Source organism: Variovorax sp. 160MFSha2.1 (assembly GCF_048305075.1).
Classification (GTDB): Bacteria; Pseudomonadota; Gammaproteobacteria; order Burkholderiales; family Burkholderiaceae_C; genus Variovorax; species Variovorax guangxiensis.
In genome coordinates this window covers 164,104-181,871 of sequence record NZ_CP157625.1, presented here as the reverse complement: position 1 = coordinate 181,871, position 17,768 = coordinate 164,104, and the positions used below count along the sequence as shown (strand labels likewise).

The following is a 17,768-nucleotide window of genomic DNA, read 5'->3' as shown; positions in this document are numbered from 1 at the left end:
CCGGTCGCCCCATCGGCGAGGAAGGCGTCTGCGCGCCGCACTGGCTCCAGTCGCGGCGCAAGGGCCTCAGCCTCCGCCAGGTTCGACAAGCTCCCGCAGACTGACCTTCAGCGGAAGCTCGTAGTCGCGACCGATGAGCTCCGCCCGGAAGGACTTGCGAGGATGGATCGTCAGCACCTCGTCCACGAGGACAGCCGGTCGACCAGGCTAGGGGCATCATCATGGAACCGGACCTGCGCGACCTGAACCTCCAGAGCGCGCGAAGTGGCGCGTTCCTCGATGCGTGCGAACACCCGGCTCGGCGCGGGATGGACCGGAATGTCCTGCTCCACGCGTATGCGGTATTTCTTCGTTTCCTTGGTCCGCAGCGTCACCCGCAGCGCATTGCCTTTGCTGGCCATCTCTTGCTGCAGCAGGGGCAGCAACTCCACACCCCTTGTTGCCAGCGCCGCGATCGCCCCGAAGGTCGCGCTCTGAACCACTGACAACTGCTCGCCCGGCGGGCGATCGCTGTAGTCGCTGGCCAGTCCGACCATGACAAACCTGTGCCATCGCTCCAGGGCGTAGTCGGTGTGTAGCAGGCTGGCCTCAGGGATGCAGGGCGTGAGGCAGACATACAGGTGGTCGGCATCCCCGATCGATATGCCGAGTTCCTCGCACTTTCTGCCGATGCGCTGCCCCAGGGCGATCGCGTCCTTCGGGAGCTTGAAGCGCTCGCCCGCGTAGCCCGGCATGGGAGAACCGGGCCGCAGGTGCTCGGGACTCTCGAAGTAGCGAACGTCCCGCAGCGGCTTGGCGCGTTTCACAGACTTTTCCATGGTTGCAATGTATCGCGCGGCACCGCGGCGTCCCCGGGACTTCGCGCGAAGGCAGAAGCCACACGAATGCGTTTTTCGCCCATCGATTTCGATCTGAAACTGCAGCCCATGCCCCCTATCCTCGCCACACGCAAGCCCGTCGATGAACTCACGGCCGCCGAACTGGAGACGTTCCCTGTCTGGGAGTTCGCCGTGGATGAGGATGGAGACGGCGAAGAGCAGGACCACCTGGGGTGAAGCCGGACCCGACCAGCGAAGTGCCGGACAACGACTCCTCGCTCGGTGTCGCCGTCGCCCTGAGGCTGGCCGGCGGGCGGGTCTATCCAGGCGTGATGTTTGCGACACGCAAGCTGGCTTCGATGTCGCGGCGGTCGCGCTGTTCACGACCGAAGGTCAGGGCCTTTTTTCGCAAGGCGATTCACCCGCCCAAACCCAGCGTAACCTGAAACGCCTCGGGCTGGCCCATCAGGAAGTCTTTCCGCTGGACTACTGCACCGCGTTCCGTCGGCACGCATCGAAGTCTTCGAACATGGCACGTTCAATGTGCTACGTGCACAGTGCTCGCGCTCAGCATCCGTCAAGCCTGCGGCCCAACGAACACGGGCCTGGTCGCTCAGGCAAACTTTTCCGCCACCTCATTGGACAGCCGGAAGCGCATTCCGGGCGCTGCCCACTGGGCCCTGAGCCACCAGTCATGCGCCACGGCGATTTCATGGCAGATTGCCAGGCCCAGCCCGGCCCCATGGTCTCGCCGATGCGCGCCCTGCGGGTCTTCTAGCCATTCAATACGAGAGATCCCTGCGGATATTGCTCGCACATGAAATCAACAAACGCCCGAACCTTCGGCGCGGGAAGTCGTCGTGATGTATGCAGGACCCAGAGCTCGACCTCCGCACCCGAGACCCGGCCCCATTGAACCAGTTCTCCGCGCGTCAGCTGGTTCCACGCAATGGATTGCGGCATCAGGGCAGCACCAGCGCCGGCGACTGCAGCGTCGCGAATCATCAGGAATGAGGAAAGCCTCAGCCTCGGAATCGGCTCCAGGACCAGGCGCCCATCGTCGAGCGTCCAGTTCGTGGGTTGAAAACTTGTGGACACGATGCCCGGAACGGGGCTGACCTTGCCGGGGGGCGGCAAGGGAACGGAGGGCGCCGCCACGACCACTAGCCGGTCCTTGGCGAAGCACCGGCCTACGAGGCTGCTGTCGGGGCTTGGATTGATCCGGATCGCGGCGTCGAACTGCTCTTCGACGAGGTCGACCAAGCGATCGTCCGCCACCACCTCGCATGTGACATCCGGGTAGGCCGCGCAGAACCCGGCGGAGATGCGCCCCATCGCCAACTGCGAGAACAGCACCGGCGAAGCAATGCGCAAGCGTCCGCGGGGCACCGACAAGCCCTCGCGCGCGGAGGTCATGGCATCGGCCACCTCGTGCATCGGCCCTTCGGTGCGATCCATGAGCATCTGTCCGGCTTCCGTGAGCTTGAGCCCGCGGGCGCTGCGCTCGATGAGCCGCACGCCGAGTTGCTCTTCCAGCTCCGCGATGCGCCGGGACAAGGTCGCCTTCGATCGCCCGCTCGCGCGACTTGCCTTGCCAAGGCCTCCATTCGCCGCGACGAGGGCGAAGTCGGTCAATGCATTCAGGTCCATGTGTTCCGAATTTGAAACGAGGTGTCTTTATCTTCGCATCTTCGTTTTATTAATGCAACGAACTATCTTCTCCCCATCGCAACTTCGACATGAGGAAATTGAAATGACCACCAATCAACGCGCTGTCCTGATCCGGGCCTATGGCGGTGCCGCCGCCGCCGAGGTCGCCCAGATCGCGAGGCCCGCTCCCGGACAGGGCCAGGTCCTGGTCCGCGTTCGAGCCGCCGGCGTGAACGGCATCGACTGGAAAGTTCGTGAAGGATTCGTCCGGGACGCTTTCCCGCTTCAACTGCCGGCCGTGCTGGGTATCGAACTCGCGGGTGTCGTTGAGGCCGTCGGGGCCGGAAGCTCACGCTTTCTCGTGGGCGATCGCGTCATGGGGCCGCTTGGCAGGCTGGGTGCCTATGCCGATTTCGTGGCCGTCGACGAGGCCCACCTGGTGCGCACGCCGGACAGCCTGGACGACGTCCATGCGGCTGCAGTCCCGGTGGCGGCCGTGGCCGCATGGCAAAGCTTGCACCACGCCGGTCCGATCGCCGCAGGTCAGCGAATCCTGATCCACGGCGCGGCCGGAGGCCTGGGTGGCTATGCCGTGCAGTACGCCAAGCGGGCAGGCGCCATGGTCTTCGCAACAGCGTCGGCTGCGCACGTCGAATACGTTCGCAGCCTGGGCGCAGACCGCGTCATCGACTACCGGCGCGAACGCTTCGAATCGGTCGCGAGCGACATCGACCTGGTGCTCGATTACGTCGGGGGCGAAGTGCTCGATCGCTCGTGGCAGGTGCTGGCGAAGGACGGCGCGATCGTCGGCACGACATCGCCCGACATCCTTGCCCGAACGCCCGCCGGCCGTCGTGGCCTGTGGTTGATGAACCAGCCGGACGCAGCCCTCCTGGAGCGGCTCGCAGCGGAGATCGCCCAAGGCACCCTGGTCTCGAAGCTCGACGAAGTCGTGGGCTTCGACGACATCCCCGTGGCCATCGAGCGCAATCGCACAGCCGCTCGCATCGGCAAGGTCGTCGCGGATTTCTCACGTTGATCGACCTTGTGATCCATCCCTTCAACCGTTTCCCTCAACCACCTGGAGATCTTCATGAGCATTCTCGTCACCGGTGCCACCGGCACCATCGGTTCCCTCGTCGTCCAAGGGCTGGCCTCCGCCGGCGCACAGGTCAGCGCGTTCGTTCGCACACCCGGAAAACAAAGCTTTCCGGCCAGCGTCAAGGAGGTCGTCGGCGACTTGACCGACGTGCCGTCGTTGCGCGCGGCCCTCTCATCGGTGCGCACGCTGTTTCTGCTGAACGCTGTCACGCCCGACGAGGTGACCCAGGCCCTCGTCGCGCTGAACCTGGCGCGCGAGGCCGGCATCGAGCGCGTGGTCTACCTGTCGGTCATCCACGCGGACAAGTTCACCAACGTGCCGCACTTCACCGGCAAGCACACGGTCGAGCGAATGATCGAGTCCCTCGACATTCCGGCGACCATCCTGCGACCGGCGTACTTCATGCAGAACGAGCGCTCGGTCCAGCAGGTGATCCAGGGCTACGGCGTCTATCCTATGCCGATCGGCTCGGCGGGCGTCGCGATGATCGATGCGCGCGACATCGCGGACGCCGCCGTCGCCGAACTGCTGCGTCGCGATCGCGAGCCCGGCCCCTCACCGCGCACGACGCTGGACCTGGTCGGGCCAGAGCTGTTGACCGGCGAGTCGGTGGCCAGGATCTGGAGTGCCGCGCTCGATCGCGAAGTGATTTACGGCGGAGACGACGCGGCGGCCTTCGAAGAACAGCTGGCCGCGTTGGGGCCGTCCTGGCTTGCCTATGACATGCGCCTGATGATGGTCGGCATCCAGAAGTTTGGCATGCACGGCACGGACGGCACAATCGACCGCCTGCAGGCCATCCTTGGCCGTCCCCTGCGCAAGTACGCCGACTTTGTCAAAGAGGCCACGGCCGCGTCGTAGGCGGAGCGCTTCGCGTACGTCGGCCGGGACCACGGGCCACAAGCAATGCTGATTTGTGCACGCGGACAGGTATCCAGGATTCATCACCAGATGCGCTCCGAGGCCCCTGATATCTGTTCCGTGGTGCAGCGATTGCTGGCATTCAGCGGCAAAGCGCGAACGAGTACCATCGGCCGAGGCCGTGTAAAACGCCGCCGTCGTGCCGATTGCCTGAAGGCGATCTCTCAGATCGCACCATGATCGACAATCATGCCTCGGGGAATGGTTTTGGCTGCCCGCGAAAATCACGACCTCCGCACGTTTTCATACGCCAGGAGCGGTCGTTCGGCCCGGGCTCAGGTGCAGCCACAGCACGTACACCCCCTTGGGAAGAGAGCCAAAGCGGGCAGCCGTGGCATTGGGCCAAGCGCCAGCGGAATGAATGGACAATACGTGCGAATGACCCAGAGGCGCAGCCGTCCTCCCGACTCCCCGCGCCGCGCCCGAATTCAGAGCCTGGCATCCGAATCCATCAAGCCGCCGCCCAGGGCCTTGTACAGCGCCACCGCACTGCCGAACGCACTGCGCCGCAGATCCAGCTGCGCCTGCCTGGCGGCATAGAGCTGGCGTTGTGCATCGAGCAGTTCGAGGCGCCCCTCCGTTCCCGCACGGTAGCGCAGGTTGGACAACTCCGCACGGCGTTCTGCGCTCGCCACCGCGCGGGCCTGGGCTTCGAGCTGCACAGCGAAGGTCTCCCGCCCTGCCAGACCGTCGGCCACTTCTCGGAAGGCTGTCTCGATCGCCCGCTCGTATGCCACCACCGCGCTGGACTTGCGCACTTCGGCCAGACGCAGCTCGGCGCGCAACCGGCCGGCCGAGAACAACGGGACGGAGAGCTGCGGCGCAAAGCTCCACGCACGCTGCGCGCCATCGAACAGACTGCCCATGGCTGGGCTGGTGTAGCCGAGGGATGCCGTCAGCGAGAGCCGCGGGAAGAAGGCCGCCCGCGCAGCGCCGATGTCCGCGTTGGCCGCGACGAGCGCCTGCTCGGCCTGCTGGATGTCCGGCCGCCGATACAGCAGGTCCGAGGGCAACCCCGCCGGCAGCTGGCTCACCACCGGCTGAGCCTGCAGGGGCAGCCCATCCGGCAAGCCGGCCGGGATCTCCGCGCCCACCAGCAGCCGCAGCGCATGGCCGGCCTGCGCCATGGCGCGCCTTCGCGCCTGCACATCCGCCTCGGCGGTCGCCACCTGCCCCTCGGCCTGAGCCACCTCCAGCCCGCTGCTCTGGCGCGCGGCCTTCAACCGACGCGCCAAGTCCAGCGACTGGCGCCAGTCGGCGAGCGTGCGCTCGGACAACTGCAGCTGCTCCTGGGCCAGGCGCTCGGTGAAGTAGGCATCGGCCACTGCGCCGACCAAGGCGATCTGCGCGGCCCGCCGTCCGTGATCGCTCGCCAGGTAGCGCGCGAACGCTGCGTCCGACAGTGCGCGCACGCGGCCAAAGAGATCCATCTCGAACGCGCTCGTGCCCACGCTCACACCGAACTGATTCTGAACAGCGGCGGGAACGACGGGGTTCGATGTGTCATTGGCCGCGCTCCGCTGGCGCGTCGCGTTGCCGGTCGCATCGATCGCGGGCCTCTGCGCCGCGCGCTGGATGCCGTACTGAGCCTGCACCGCCTCGACGTTCAAAACGGCGATGCGCAGGTCGCGGTTGTTCTCAAGTGCCAGTGCGATCAATCGCTGCAGCCGCCGGTCGCCGAACATGCTGCGCCAGCCGAGGTCTGCGCCGTGCGCCTTGGCATCGGTCGTCACTTGGCCCGGATACACCTCAGGGATCGGTCTCGCAGGCCTGACCAGTTCGGGCGTCAGCGAGCAGGCGGACAACGCCATCACGACAGGAAGAAAGAGGCGCCGCATCGCGTCAGCCCTCCTGCCCACGGTCATGCCCGGCGTGGGGGCGGCGCGCCCTACGCGACGCCGCGATGCGCTCCTGCAAGCCCATCACGAACACGAAGAAGGCGGGCACGAAGAAGATGGCCAGGGCGGTGGCCGTCACCATCCCGCCGAACACACCGGTGCCGATCGCGCGCTGTGTCTCGGCACTGGCGCCCGAGGCGATGATCAGCGGCACCACCCCCATGCCGAAAGCGAGCGATGTCATCAGGATGGGGCGCAGCCGAAGGCGCGCCGCCTCGACGGCCGATTCGATCAGCCCCTCGCCCTGCTCATGCAGTTGCTTGGCGAACTCCACGATCAGGATCGCATTCTTTGCCGACAAGCCGATGACGGTGATCATCCCGACCTTGAAGAACACGTCATTGGGCATGCCGCGCAGCAGGACGGCCGCCACCGCGCCCAGCAGGCCCAAGGGGACGACCAGCATCACCGACAGCGGGATGGCCCAGCTCTCGTAAAGCGCCGCCAGCACGAGGAACACCACCAGCATGGACAGCGCCATCAGCATCGGTGCCTGGGCGGCGGACTGCCGCTCCTGCAACGACTGGCCTGTCCATTCGAGCGCGAAGCCGGGCGGCAGCTGCCGAGCCAGCCGCTCCATCTCCGCCATCGCCGCTCCGCTGGAAGCACCCGGTGCCGCATTGCCTGAAATGCGCGTGGAGGGGAACCCCTGGTAGCGCACCAGTTGCAACGGCGTGTCCGTCCACACGGGCGTGACCACCTCCTTCAATGCCACCATGCCTGCGCTGCTGTTGCGCACGTGCAGGCGCAGCACGTCGTCGATCTGCATGCGCGCCGGCGCATCGGCCTGAATGACGACCTGCTGCATGCGCCCCGCGTTGGGAAAGTCGTTCACGTAGGCCGATCCCATCGCAACGGACAGCGTTTCGCTGATGTTGGAGAAGGACACGCCCAGCGCCTCGGCTTTCTGCCGATCGACATCCAGACGGATGCTGGTGCCCTGCGGCAGCCCATCCGGGTAGACGCCGGTCACGACCTTGCTCTGCGCGGCCAGCGCAAGCAGCTTGGCCTCGGCGGCCTTGAGCGCGGCATGGCCCTGGTTGGCTCGGTCCTGCAGCCGCAGGGCGAAGCCCGAGCTGTTGCCCAATTCGTCGATCGCGGGCGGCATGAGGCTCATGACCGTTCCCTCGGTGGTTCCCGTCATGGCTTGCTGCGCCAGAGCTACCTCGCCGCTGGCGGTCGCGCCGTTGCGCTTGTCCCAATCGCTGAGCATGGTGAATGCCATGGCCGCGTTGGAACCTGAGCCGGAGAAGCCGAAGCCGACAACGGTCATGTTGGACTGGATCGAAGGGCGGCTCGCCGTGTGCGCCTCGAACTTCTTGACGACGTCCAGCGTGCGCTCCATGGTGGCATCGGCGGGCAGCTGTACCACCGTCATGAAGTAGCCTTGGTCCTCTTCGGGCAGGAAGGCCGAGGGCAGTTGCCGGAACGCAAGGGCCAACACGGCACAGAGCGCCACGAACACCAGCATGACACGGCCGGCGCGCGCGACCAGCTGGCCGACGCGCGAGGCGTAGCGCGCGTTCATGGCATCGAAGCGCCGGTTGAATCCGCCGAAGAAACCCCGCTTCTCGTGGTGTCCCTGCGCCACCGGCTTCAGCAGCGTCGCGCACAGCGCAGGCGTCAGCGTCAGCGCCAGGAAGGCGGAGAACAGGATCGCCACCGCCATCGACAGCGCAAACTGCTGGTAGATCACGCCCACGGAGCCGCTGGCGAAGGCCATGGGAATGAACACGGCCGTCAGCACCAGCGTGATGCCGACGACTGCGCCGGTGATCTCCCGCATGGCTTTCATCGTCGCTTCGCGTGGCGCGAGGCCTTCCTTCGCCATGATCCGCTCGACGTTCTCCACAACGACGATCGCGTCATCGACGATGATGCCGATGGCCAGCACCATGCCGAACATGGTGAGCACATTGATCGAAAAGCCCGACACCAGCATCACGGCGAAAGTGCCGAGCAAGGCGATCGGCGCCACGATGGCCGGAATCAGCGTGTAGCGGATGTTCTGCAGGAACAGGAACATCACCAGGAACACCAGCGCCATGGCTTCGATCAGGGTGTGGATCACCTTCTCGATGGAGATCTTCACGAAGGGCGCGGTGTCGAACGGGACCGAGTAGTCCATGCCCGCCGGCATGGTGCGCTTGAGCTCGTCGAGCCTGTCGCGCACGCCCTGCGCGGTGCGCACGGCATTGGCGCCCGGAGACAGTTGCACGGCCGCCGCCGTGGCGACCTTCCCGTTCTCACGGTTGATGAAGCCATAGGACTGCGCACCCAGTTCGACCCGTGCCACGTCGCCCATTGTCACCTTGGAGCCGTCGGCGCTGGCGCGCAGCACGATCGCCGCGAACTGCTCGGGCGTGCTCAGCTGGCCCTGCACCGTCAGCGGCACGGTCACGCGCTGCCCTGGCAGCGATGGCGAAGCGCCGATGGCACCCGGCGCGATCTGCGCGTTCTGCTGGGTGACTGCAGCCGACAGGTCGTTCATCGACAGGCCGTACGCGATCAGCTTGGCGGGGTCCACCCAGATGCGCAGGGCCTGCTCGGCGCCAAACATCTGCACTTTGCCCACGCCCTGGATGCGGCGCAATTCCTCGACGATGTTGCGGACCATGTAGTCGCTCAACTCCGTTTCGGAAAAACGTCCATCCTTCGAGCTCAGCCCGATGATCATCAGGAAGCCCGATGCCGCGGACTCCACCGCCAGACCGTTCTGGCGCACCGCCTGCGGCAGTCGCGGCTCGATGGCCTTGAGCTTGTTCTGCACGTCGACCTGGGCCATGGCAGGGTCCGTGCCCGGCTTGAATGTGGCCACGATGGAGGCCGAACCGGAGGCGTCGGCGGACGATTCGAAGTACAGCAGGTTCTTGACGCTGGACAGCTCTCGCTCGATGAGGCTGACGACACCGTCGTTCATGGTCTGCGCCGACGCTCCCGGGTAAGTGGCGGTGATGCTGACGGTGGGGGGCGCAACCGAGGGATAGCGGGCGATCGGCAGCATCGGGATCGCGATGACCCCGAACAGGATGATGAACAGGGAGAGGACCCAGGCGAAGACCGGGCGTTGGATGAAGAACTGCGGCATGGCGGCGTTCTCAGCGAGCGGCCGCGGCATCGGCCGCCGTAGCCACATCGGCCGGCTTCCAGTCCCGGGGCGTTACGGATGCGCCCTCCGACAGGCGCTCCATGCCTTCGACAACGATCCTCTGGCCGGCACGGAGGCCGGAACGCACGCGGTAGCTGCGCTCGACCAGCTCACCCAATTCGACCGCCTTGCGCTGTGCCTGCCCTTGATCGTTGAGCACCCACAGCTGCGGCTGGCCCGCCACGCGGACCACCGCCTGCTGCGGCACCATGAGAGCCTGGGCGTGGCTGGCTTGCGGTACCCGCGCCCGCACGAACATGCCTGGCAGGAGCTCGCGCAAAGGGTTGTCCACGAGCACGCGCAGCAGCAGCGCTCCGGTTCCGGCATCAACGTTCACACCGGAGAACAGGATGCGCCCCTTGGCTGCGTACGGCGCGCCATTGCTTCGCAGCAGGGTCACCGCCAGACCGTCCCGGGAGCCCGGCTGAAGTGTTGAAAGCGCATCATGCAGCGCGTCGAGCGACGCGGCCGGCTGGCGCAGGTCCACGTAGACCTGGTCGATCTGCTGGATGCGTGCCATCGGATGGGTGTCGCCGCTGCCAACGAGGGCGCCTTCGGTGACCAGGGCCTGGTCGATACGGCCCGAGATCGGCGCCTCCACGAGTGCGAACCTGAGGTCAAGCTGTCTGCGCGCCAGGGTCGCGCGGGCCTGCTTCACGTCGGCGGCGGCCTGTTCGCGCTGGGAGACGGCGTCGTCATAGGCCTGGCCACTGACCGCATCGGCCTCGACCAGGGGCTGCAGGCGCGCCGTCTGCGTCCGTGCGCGTGCCAGCGCGGCCTCGGCACGCTGCAAGCTTGCCGCAGCCGTGTCGACTTCCGCCTTGAACGCAGCCGGATTGATCTGGAACAGGCCCTGGCCTGCGCGCACCTCTGTGCCCTGCTCGAACAGCCGACGCTGAACGATGCCGCTGACCTGGGGACGGATTTCGGCGACACGCACGGCCGCCACGCGACCCGGCAGGTCCTGCGTCAGCGCCAGCGGGGCGGCACGCACCGTCATGACCGAGACGATGGGCGCGGGCGGCGCGGCCTGCCCGGTTTCGGTCTCCGCGCCGCCACAGCCGGCGATAAGGACCAATACCAGGGCGAACGTGCCGCCCTGGCGGAGCAGAAAATCGATCTTCATGGGTGTCTTCGAGAAGCTGGCGGACCTCCGCGAGCGGCAACAAAAGACGATTGTTCAAGGGCAGCGTTGGGGCTTGGATGAGCCTGTGTCGAGATTCGATGGAGAATTTGAGAACGCAAGGTTCGCCGCAGGCCGACAGCCATGGACTAGGACGTCAACAAGCTGGCCAGCCTGTGCATCGGCGCGGACGACGATGTGGTCAAGCCCTTCAACGCCACAGAGACGGTGGCACGTGGCGGTGGACCTTTTTCAGCGTAGCCCTAGGCCGTGTGATTGATCGAAGATCAGGGAGCAACTCTCCCTTGGTCACGTGACGAACTCCGACGATTAGCGTGATCGAGTCTGCCGGGCTGGGTCCAGTTCGCGCGATACCCAGGCGGCGACCGCGTCGATAAAGGCGCGTACTTTCGGCGGTAGAAACGCTCGCTCCGGGTAGACCAGCGCGATCTGCATTTCAGCGCCGACGATGTCGGCCAGCACCTGTACAAGCGAGCCGCTGTCCAGGTGCGGTGCTGCGAGGCCGTGCGGAAGGAGCGCGATGCCCAGCCCGCGGACGGCGGCGTCACACAACAGGCCGATATCGTTCGAGAAGAATACGCCGTCGACTTGGAGCTTGGCTCCCGAGACCAAGGGCCAGTGAAACTGCGGCAGCTCGCCACGAGCGAAGCCGAGCAAACAACGGTGCGCACGGAGATCGTGCTGCGTCTGGGGCGTACCGTGAGCGATGAGGTAGGCGGGTGCCGCCACGGCAATCATCGGATCGCGCAAGAGCGTGCGCGCGATGAGGCCGGGCTGCATTTGGCTGCTGGCACGCAGTGCGACGTCATAGCCGTCGTGGAGGATGTCAACGTGCTGGCTCAACGTGTGGACGTACATGCGCAGCGCGGGATGGCTCGCCGCGAAGTCGCAGAGCATCGCGTGGAAGCTGGCGTCCATCATCGGCGGGATCGAGACGCGCAGGTCGCCACGCACGACCTCGTCGCTCTTGCGCACGCTCTGCTCGGCCAGGCGCACGGCTTCGAGCGCAGTGCAGGCCTGTCGGTAGAAGACCTCCCCGACTTCGGTGAGGACAAGGCTTCGCGTGGTGCGGCGCAGAAGACGCGCCCCAAGACGCTCCTCGAGGCGCGCGAGACGACGGCTCACTGTCGCGCGTGGAACGCCCAGTTCGGCGGCTGCCCGTGAAAGAGAGTTGGCGTCCACCGTCTTGGTGAAGGCGATGAGTTCTGATGTTTCGACAGGATCGTCCATATGGATCAAATCCTAGCAAATGCTGCCAATTTTTGCGGCATTGCCACGAATATCGATCGAATAGAAGATCCACCTATCCGATCAACAAAACGTTCCCGCGTCCGTGCCGACGCGCTGGAGCCAGACCCGAAAGAGGTGCAGTGATGTCCGTCGAAAAGAAGCTGATTGCCGTCTTTGGCGCAACGGGAAACCAGGGATCCGGGGTTGTGCGAGCCCTGATAGCCAACGGCCAATTCAAGGTTCGAGCGCTCTCGCGCGAGCCGGGCAAGTACAAGGGTGGCGCCGACGAAGTTATCGCCGCGGACCTGGCGCGGCCAGAGACGCTTGGGCCCGCGCTCGAGGGCGCGCACGGCGTGTTTCTCGTCACCAACTTCTGGCAGGAGGGCGCCGATGAGATCAAACAGGCGATAGCGGCCATCAAGGCCGCGAAGGCTGCCGGCGTGAGCCATCTGATCTGGTCGACGCTGCCGAACGTCGAGGCGATCAGCGGCGGCGAGTTCAAGCTTCCCCAGTTCACGGGCAAGGCAAGGGTCGATGCGATCGTGAAGGAGGCCGGATTCGCGCGCCACACCTTTGTCGTGCCGCCCGCCTACTACCAGAACTTCTCAGGCCCCTTCGGGCCGCAGAAACAGCCGGATGGCAGCCTGGGGTGGGTTCTGCCCATCGATCCTACGGTGCGTTGCTTTCACATGGGCGACATCAACGAACTGGGCGACATCGTTGCCGGTGCATTCGCGCACCCCGATGAAACCGGCAACGGCGCATACCTGCCATTGGTCGGCGACTTCCTGAGCTTCGACGACATGGTCGGTGCGTTGAACGAGCTGGGCCATCAACTCACCTTCACCCGCGTTCCGCGAGAGGTGTACGCAGGCTTCTTCCCTGGGGCGGACGCATTGGGCGAAACACTGGCCTACTACGAGACCTATACCTACCTCGGCCCAGGATCCCACAGTGATGAGATCGCGCTCGCGAACAGGATTGCCGGACGGACGCCGACTCCTTTCGCGTCTTGGGCGAGGGACAATTTCCGGACCGGTCAAGCTTCTCGGGCCTGAAGCACAGGACGGTGCTCAAGTAGCGATAGGGCCGCCGTACCTGCTGAGCCTGTCTGCTCGTGCGGCCCTCGTGCGCCAAGCAGCACGCGACGGAAAGATAGCGCTTCATCCTTCGCGTGGCGAGTTCCGGGTCGATCAGCACACCGCTGGCATGCCGTCCATGGTGATTGCACGATGGCCCAGTTCGACGTCTATGTCGACCCGTCCAAGATCCAGCGCAGCGAGAAGCAGATCAACTGGCGGATGAGCGTTCTTTCCCGGGAGGGAGGGAGAAAACACCGTTCGAAGCGCCGTTCGCCTGCTCACGGCGCAACGTCGCGCTACAGAGCTTTCGAGAAGAAGGCCGCTTGACCAATCCTTGATGCTGCGCCCACCGAACTTCGATGAAGCATCGGCAGCATGGCGGCATGGATCAATTTCAGGGCCTCGGAAACCGCACGCCGTTGCTGCTTCCGCAAACGCAGGTCCGCCCCTCCTGTCACACCTCAAGGACTTCAATGCAAGGACTTTTCATGAAGAACCCGCAACGCAAAAGACGGTGTTCCTCCGCAATGGCTGCGCTCCTGCTGCTGGCAGCGGGGTCGGCAACCGCTGGCGTGAGCTGGTCCATCGGCATCGGTTCGCCGAATGTGGTCGTGGCGCCCCGGCCGCCGGCCGTGGTCTATGAACCCGCGCCGGCCTACGTGGTCCCGGCGCCGGTGTATCCGGTCGTGCCGCGGGTCGTCGTTGCTCCGCCGGTCATCTATCAGCCGCCGTCCGTCGCCCTGCGCGTCGACCATGACCCCGACCCTTACTACCACCACAGGCACGACGACGACTGCGATGACGACTGACGCTCGCCGGTGAGCTGCGCGGCGCGAGGCGCCGCGCAGCACGCACCTGCCCTGAAGTCATCGTCCAACCGCAGGGTCATCGCTCGCCTGCGCCGCTGCCCGACATGCCCGTTGCATGCGCGGCGGCAGAACTCCATTGCTCCGATGAATGCCTTGCCTGCGGGCCTTTCCCCTTTTGCCACCGACATGTGGCGTCTCCTGAAACCCTTCGCCGGTGTCGCTGCGGTCGCGACGCTCATCGGCAGCGTGGGTGGCCTGGCCACGGCCGCCCTGCTGGAGCAGATCAATTCGGCGCTGCACGGCAGTGCGGCCATTTCCGTTTCCGCCATCGCCGGGCTCGCGGTCCTGGCCGTGTTCGCCGTGGGCGGGCATACGGTGGCAGGCGTTCTCAACAGCGTCACCGGCCAGCGGGTGGTCGCAGCCCTTCGCAAGGACGTCTCCCTGCGGATCATGGGCGCGCCGATCGCTGCCGTCGAGCGCATGAAGAGCCACCGGCTGCAGGCGATCCTCAACGAGGACATCGACACCATCAGCGACTTCACGTCGGAGTTCGCCGGCCATGCTTCGGCCTTCGCGGTCACGGCGGGCTGCGCGATCTACCTGTTCAAGCTCTCGCCCGTTCTCTTCCTCGTCAGCGCGCTCGCGCTGGTCGTGGGCATCTGGATCAATTTCGCCGCGGCAAGGGCCTGGAGCCGCAACTTCGAGAAGGCCCGGACCGGCGAGGACGAACTGCAGAAGCACTACCGCAGCGTCGTGGAGGGCGCCAAGGAGCTCCGGCTCAACCGGATGCGCCGAGCCCAGGTGCATGGCGTGCGCCTGTCGGGCGCGGCGGATCTCATCGCGCGGCTCAAGGCCCGGGCGCTCGGCCTGTTCTGGGCCGCCGAAGGTACGAATTCGGCCATCTTCTTCCTGGTCGTCGTGTGGATCCTGGCCGCGCGTCCGTCGCTGGGAATCGATGCCCAGGTCGTCAGCGGCTTCATCATCGTGCTGCTCTTCGTCAAGGGACCGATCGAGGAATTGGCCGCCCTGCTGCCTTTCCTGAGCCAGGCCCAGGTGGCTTTCCGCCGGATCGCGCGCCTGTCGGCGGAGTTCCGCAAGGAGCCGCACGCCGTCGATTCCGCACAGCCGGCATTTCTCGCGAGCCACATCGAGCTGCGGCAGGCTCGCTACCGTTTCGAAGCGCGGCAGGAAGGCGCTAAACCCTTCGAGGTGGGGCCGATCGACCTCAGGCTCCGGCGCGGCGAGACGCTGTTCATCGTCGGCGGCAACGGCAGCGGGAAGACGACGCTCGTCAAGCTGCTCCTGGGCCTCTACCAGCCGAGCGAAGGACAGCTTCTGCTCGACGCAGCGCCCGTGAACGACCGCAGCCGCGAAGCCTATCGCGGGCTCTTCTCCGCCATCTTCTCCGACTACCACCTGTTCGATGAACTGGTTGCGCAGGATGCCGAGCACATCCGGGCCGCCGGCGAACTGATGCGCCGCCTGGGAGTCGCGGACAAGGTCCAGCTCGTCGATGGCAAGTTTTCCACGACGGACGTCTCGACGGGCCAGCGCAAGCGCCTCGCGCTCGTGCATGCCTGGCTGGAAGACCGCCCGGTGGTCATGTTCGACGAATGGGCCGCGGACCAGGACCCGGAGTTCCGCAGCGTCTTCTATCGCGAGCTGCTGCCGGAACTCAAGCGCGAGGGCAAGACCCTGATCGTGATCTCGCATGACGACCGCTACTTCGACGTCGCGGACCGTGTGATCCGAATGAGCGCGGGTCGGGTCGTCGAAGAGTTCGTCCCGCCTGGAAAGCCGAAGTCATCCAGGGCCTTCATGGCGGATGTCCGATAGGCCTGGTTGCGGCTGCATCACTGCAGTCGGAACAGCGATGGCAACTGCGCAAACCGACCGAGCCTCAGAGCCTTTGCTGAACGTGGCAAGGCGAATGCCGCCCCCGCAGACACCCCGACCATTTGTCGTCGAGGCTTGCTCGATGTTCATCCCGAAGGCAACCTGGGCAGATAGCTGACTACCTATTTGCCTTCAGTCGCCGGTTCGGTAAGTTGGCCGCCCCAAGCTTCAACCAGCTGCTGAACCAACTCCGCGACAACGCGGCTCGCCGGCGAGAGTTTGCCTTGCTTCGGAAAAGCCAACGTCACATGTCGGACCAGGTCGGGCTTCACCAGTTTGCTGGCTTGCAGACGGCCACTCTGCAGCTCGGCGGTCATCGAGTACGGACCGAGCACCGAGTACAGGCCCGGCGTCCGGGCCACCAATTCCTTCTGCACCGTCAATGAGTCCGCTTCGGCGACGGATACGAGCTTGAATCCGAGGCTGCGTGCCGCCTCATCGAGTGCTTCGCGCCAATGACTGGGCCTGCGCGGAAGAACCAACTGCAGTCCGGACAAACGAGAGAAGTTCACGGTGGACTCGCGCGTGATCTCGTCGCCAGGGGCAGAGACCAGGTACGTATGCGCGACGCTCAACAGCTTCTCCTCTCGGCCGCTCGGTCGGTTGAAGCGAAAGAGAACCGCCATATCGACGGCACCGCTGTCCAGCAGCGTATCGAGTTCAGTGCCTTGAGACTCGGTAATGTTGAGACGGATGCCCAGGTGCTCCGAGCGCAGCCGCTCGAACAACCGGGTCACCAGTGGATGTGCGCCTGAAGGAATGATGCCCATCCGGACTTCACCGAGCAGCTTGCCTGACTCCGTGCGCAGTTCCTCTGTAAGGCGTTCCGTTTCCTGCAGCCATGAGCGCAGTCGCACCGAAGCCCTTGCGCCCAGTTCGGTCAGGGTCACACCACGGCCGGTGCGGCGAAAGAGCGGGCCGCCCAGTGCCGCTTCGAACTCGCTGATCTGACGACTGACATGCGATTGCACCGTCTGGCGGCGTGCTGCCACCTTGCTGAGGCTACCGGCCTCGACCACGTCGAGGAAGAGCCTGACGCTTGCGATGTTCATAGGGATTTCCCTTAAGAGCCATGCCTAAATTGGCAATTCTGAAACGCCTGAATTCTATCTAGGCGGATGGCTCGCCGATTTCTACATTTGCTCCAGCGCTTCGCAAGAGCAAACGAAATTCCAAACCCGCAGAGATCCATCCCAAGGAGATACCTTGAAACTCGCCAGCTTCAAACACGACGGACGAGCCACCTATGGAGTGGCACAGGCAGACCGCTATCTGCAGCCCCCTGCCGACTTTCTGAACCGCTATCCGGACCTCGCCGCAGTGCTGCGCGCCAACGCACAACGCGAGCTCAAACAGGCCGCAATCAGCAGCGGTATTTCGATTCAGGTCGCAGCGACGCAGGCCCTGCCGGTCCTGCCCACCCCGCAGAAGTTCATCTGCGTCGGCCTGAACTACAAGACCCACGTCGCTGAGACCAAGCGCGACGACAGCGAATATCCCGCCCTGTTCGTGCGCTTCGCGGATTCACTGGCCGCGAACGGGGACGTCGTGCATCGCCCGTCTTTCTCGGAGCGCTTCGATTGGGAGGGCGAGCTCGCCGTCGTCATCGGCAAGGAGGGACGTGCGATCTCTCAGGCACAAGCCTTCGACCATGTTGCCGGCTACGCGTGCTTCAACGACATCACCGTGCGCGACTGGCAGCGCCACACGCATCAGTGGACGCCGGGCAAGAACTTTCCCGGAACCGGTCCGCTGGGCCCCTGGCTCGTGACCGCCGACGAAGTCCCGGACGTCAACGCGTTGACCCTCGAGACGCGCCTCAACGGCGAAGTCATGCAGAAGGCTTCGCTTGCCGACCTGATCTTCACCATCCCGGTGCTGATCGAATACATCTCCCGCTTCACCCCCCTGTCCCCTGGTGACGTGATTGCCACCGGCACGCCCGGTGGCGTGGGCGACCGCCGCACGCCGCCTGTGTACATGAAGGACGGCGATGTGGTCGAGGTCGAAATCACCGGCCTCGGCATTCTCCAGAACCGCATCGGTACCGCGGCCTGACCGCACGAAATC

The 17,768-nt window shown here is 65.3% G+C and carries 15 protein-coding genes and 1 pseudogene; 9 read left to right on the top strand and 7 right to left on the bottom strand.

The genetic code is table 11. The features are described from left to right. Nucleotides 1-170: 170 nt before the first annotated feature. Nucleotides 171-818: a hypothetical protein gene (locus tag ABL838_RS32230; protein ID WP_418126331.1), complete on the bottom strand. Its 648-nt coding sequence runs from the start codon at nucleotides 816-818 to the stop codon at nucleotides 171-173. Nucleotides 819-884: 66 nt separating this feature from the next. On the opposite strand from ABL838_RS32230, the gene ABL838_RS32225 reads away from it, so the two are divergent. After that, on the top strand, nucleotides 885-1,055 hold the full coding sequence (locus ABL838_RS32225) for a hypothetical protein (protein WP_418126330.1): 171 nt from the start codon (nucleotides 885-887) through the stop codon (nucleotides 1,053-1,055). A 537-nt stretch (nucleotides 1,056-1,592) separates the two neighbouring features. Here the strand turns inward: ABL838_RS32225 and ABL838_RS32220 are convergent. Beyond that, nucleotides 1,593-2,468, bottom strand: coding sequence for a LysR family transcriptional regulator (locus ABL838_RS32220; RefSeq protein ID WP_418126328.1), 876 nt, complete (start codon nucleotides 2,466-2,468; stop codon nucleotides 1,593-1,595). Between the two features lie 103 nt (nucleotides 2,469-2,571). Here ABL838_RS32220 and ABL838_RS32215 point away from each other — a divergent pair, with 103 nt between their 5' ends. Both ABL838_RS32215 and ABL838_RS32210 read left to right on the top strand, forming a co-directional pair. Further along, the gene (locus tag ABL838_RS32215; protein WP_418126326.1) at nucleotides 2,572-3,507 is read left to right on the top strand and encodes an NADP-dependent oxidoreductase; all 936 of its coding nucleotides are present in this window, start codon (nucleotides 2,572-2,574) and stop codon (nucleotides 3,505-3,507) included. A 54-nt stretch (nucleotides 3,508-3,561) separates the two neighbouring features. Then, nucleotides 3,562-4,431: an SDR family oxidoreductase gene (locus tag ABL838_RS32210; RefSeq protein WP_184642806.1), complete on the top strand. Its 870-nt coding sequence runs from the start codon at nucleotides 3,562-3,564 to the stop codon at nucleotides 4,429-4,431. A gap of 488 nt (nucleotides 4,432-4,919) precedes the next feature. On the opposite strand, the gene ABL838_RS32205 is transcribed toward ABL838_RS32210, so the two are convergent. From ABL838_RS32205 to ABL838_RS32195, 3 genes are read right to left on the bottom strand one after another with little or no spacing between them, the layout of a single operon-like run. Then, nucleotides 4,920-6,329 (bottom strand): efflux transporter outer membrane subunit, encoded by a 1,410-nt coding sequence (locus tag ABL838_RS32205; RefSeq protein ID WP_418126325.1) that lies wholly within the window; start codon nucleotides 6,327-6,329, stop codon nucleotides 4,920-4,922. Nucleotides 6,330-6,333: 4 nt separating this feature from the next. Further along, entirely contained in the window at nucleotides 6,334-9,477 is a 3,144-nt protein-coding gene (locus ABL838_RS32200; protein ID WP_418126324.1) for a multidrug efflux RND transporter permease subunit, read from the bottom strand. A gap of 10 nt (nucleotides 9,478-9,487) precedes the next feature. Continuing rightward, a complete protein-coding gene (locus tag ABL838_RS32195; protein ID WP_184642803.1) occupies nucleotides 9,488-10,663 on the bottom strand; it encodes an efflux RND transporter periplasmic adaptor subunit in 1,176 nt (391 codons plus the stop codon). 150 nt (nucleotides 10,664-10,813) lie between these two features. Here ABL838_RS32195 and ABL838_RS32190 point away from each other — a divergent pair. Further along, nucleotides 10,814-10,897: pseudogene (locus tag ABL838_RS32190) on the top strand (DNA-binding response regulator); the annotation flags it as partial. A gap of 93 nt (nucleotides 10,898-10,990) precedes the next feature. Here ABL838_RS32190 and ABL838_RS32185 read toward each other — a convergent pair. Beyond that, complete coding sequence (locus tag ABL838_RS32185; protein WP_418126322.1) at nucleotides 10,991-11,911, bottom strand: LysR family transcriptional regulator; 921 nt, start codon at nucleotides 11,909-11,911, stop codon at nucleotides 10,991-10,993. A gap of 143 nt (nucleotides 11,912-12,054) precedes the next feature. Between ABL838_RS32185 and ABL838_RS32180 the strand changes: the two genes are divergently transcribed. The 4 genes from ABL838_RS32180 (at nucleotide 12,055) to ABL838_RS32165 (ending at nucleotide 15,638) form a co-directional block, all read left to right on the top strand. After that, nucleotides 12,055-12,969, top strand: coding sequence for an NmrA/HSCARG family protein (locus ABL838_RS32180; RefSeq protein WP_418126320.1), 915 nt, complete (start codon nucleotides 12,055-12,057; stop codon nucleotides 12,967-12,969). Nucleotides 12,970-13,143: 174 nt separating this feature from the next. Further along, complete coding sequence (locus tag ABL838_RS32175; RefSeq protein WP_418126318.1) at nucleotides 13,144-13,320, top strand: hypothetical protein; 177 nt, start codon at nucleotides 13,144-13,146, stop codon at nucleotides 13,318-13,320. A 161-nt stretch (nucleotides 13,321-13,481) separates the two neighbouring features. After that, entirely contained in the window at nucleotides 13,482-13,802 is a 321-nt protein-coding gene (locus ABL838_RS32170; RefSeq protein ID WP_418126316.1) for a hypothetical protein, read from the top strand. Between the two features lie 186 nt (nucleotides 13,803-13,988). Then, nucleotides 13,989-15,638 (top strand): cyclic peptide export ABC transporter, encoded by a 1,650-nt coding sequence (locus tag ABL838_RS32165; protein WP_418126314.1) that lies wholly within the window; start codon nucleotides 13,989-13,991, stop codon nucleotides 15,636-15,638. 182 nt (nucleotides 15,639-15,820) lie between these two features. Here ABL838_RS32165 and ABL838_RS32160 read toward each other — a convergent pair whose 3' ends face one another. After that, complete coding sequence (locus ABL838_RS32160; protein ID WP_418126313.1) at nucleotides 15,821-16,750, bottom strand: LysR family transcriptional regulator; 930 nt, start codon at nucleotides 16,748-16,750, stop codon at nucleotides 15,821-15,823. Between the two features lie 154 nt (nucleotides 16,751-16,904). Between ABL838_RS32160 and ABL838_RS32155 the strand changes: the two genes are divergently transcribed. After that, nucleotides 16,905-17,756, top strand: a complete 852-nt coding sequence (locus ABL838_RS32155; RefSeq protein ID WP_418126311.1) for a fumarylacetoacetate hydrolase family protein — start codon at nucleotides 16,905-16,907, stop codon at nucleotides 17,754-17,756. The last annotated feature ends 12 nt before the right edge of the window (nucleotides 17,757-17,768 follow it).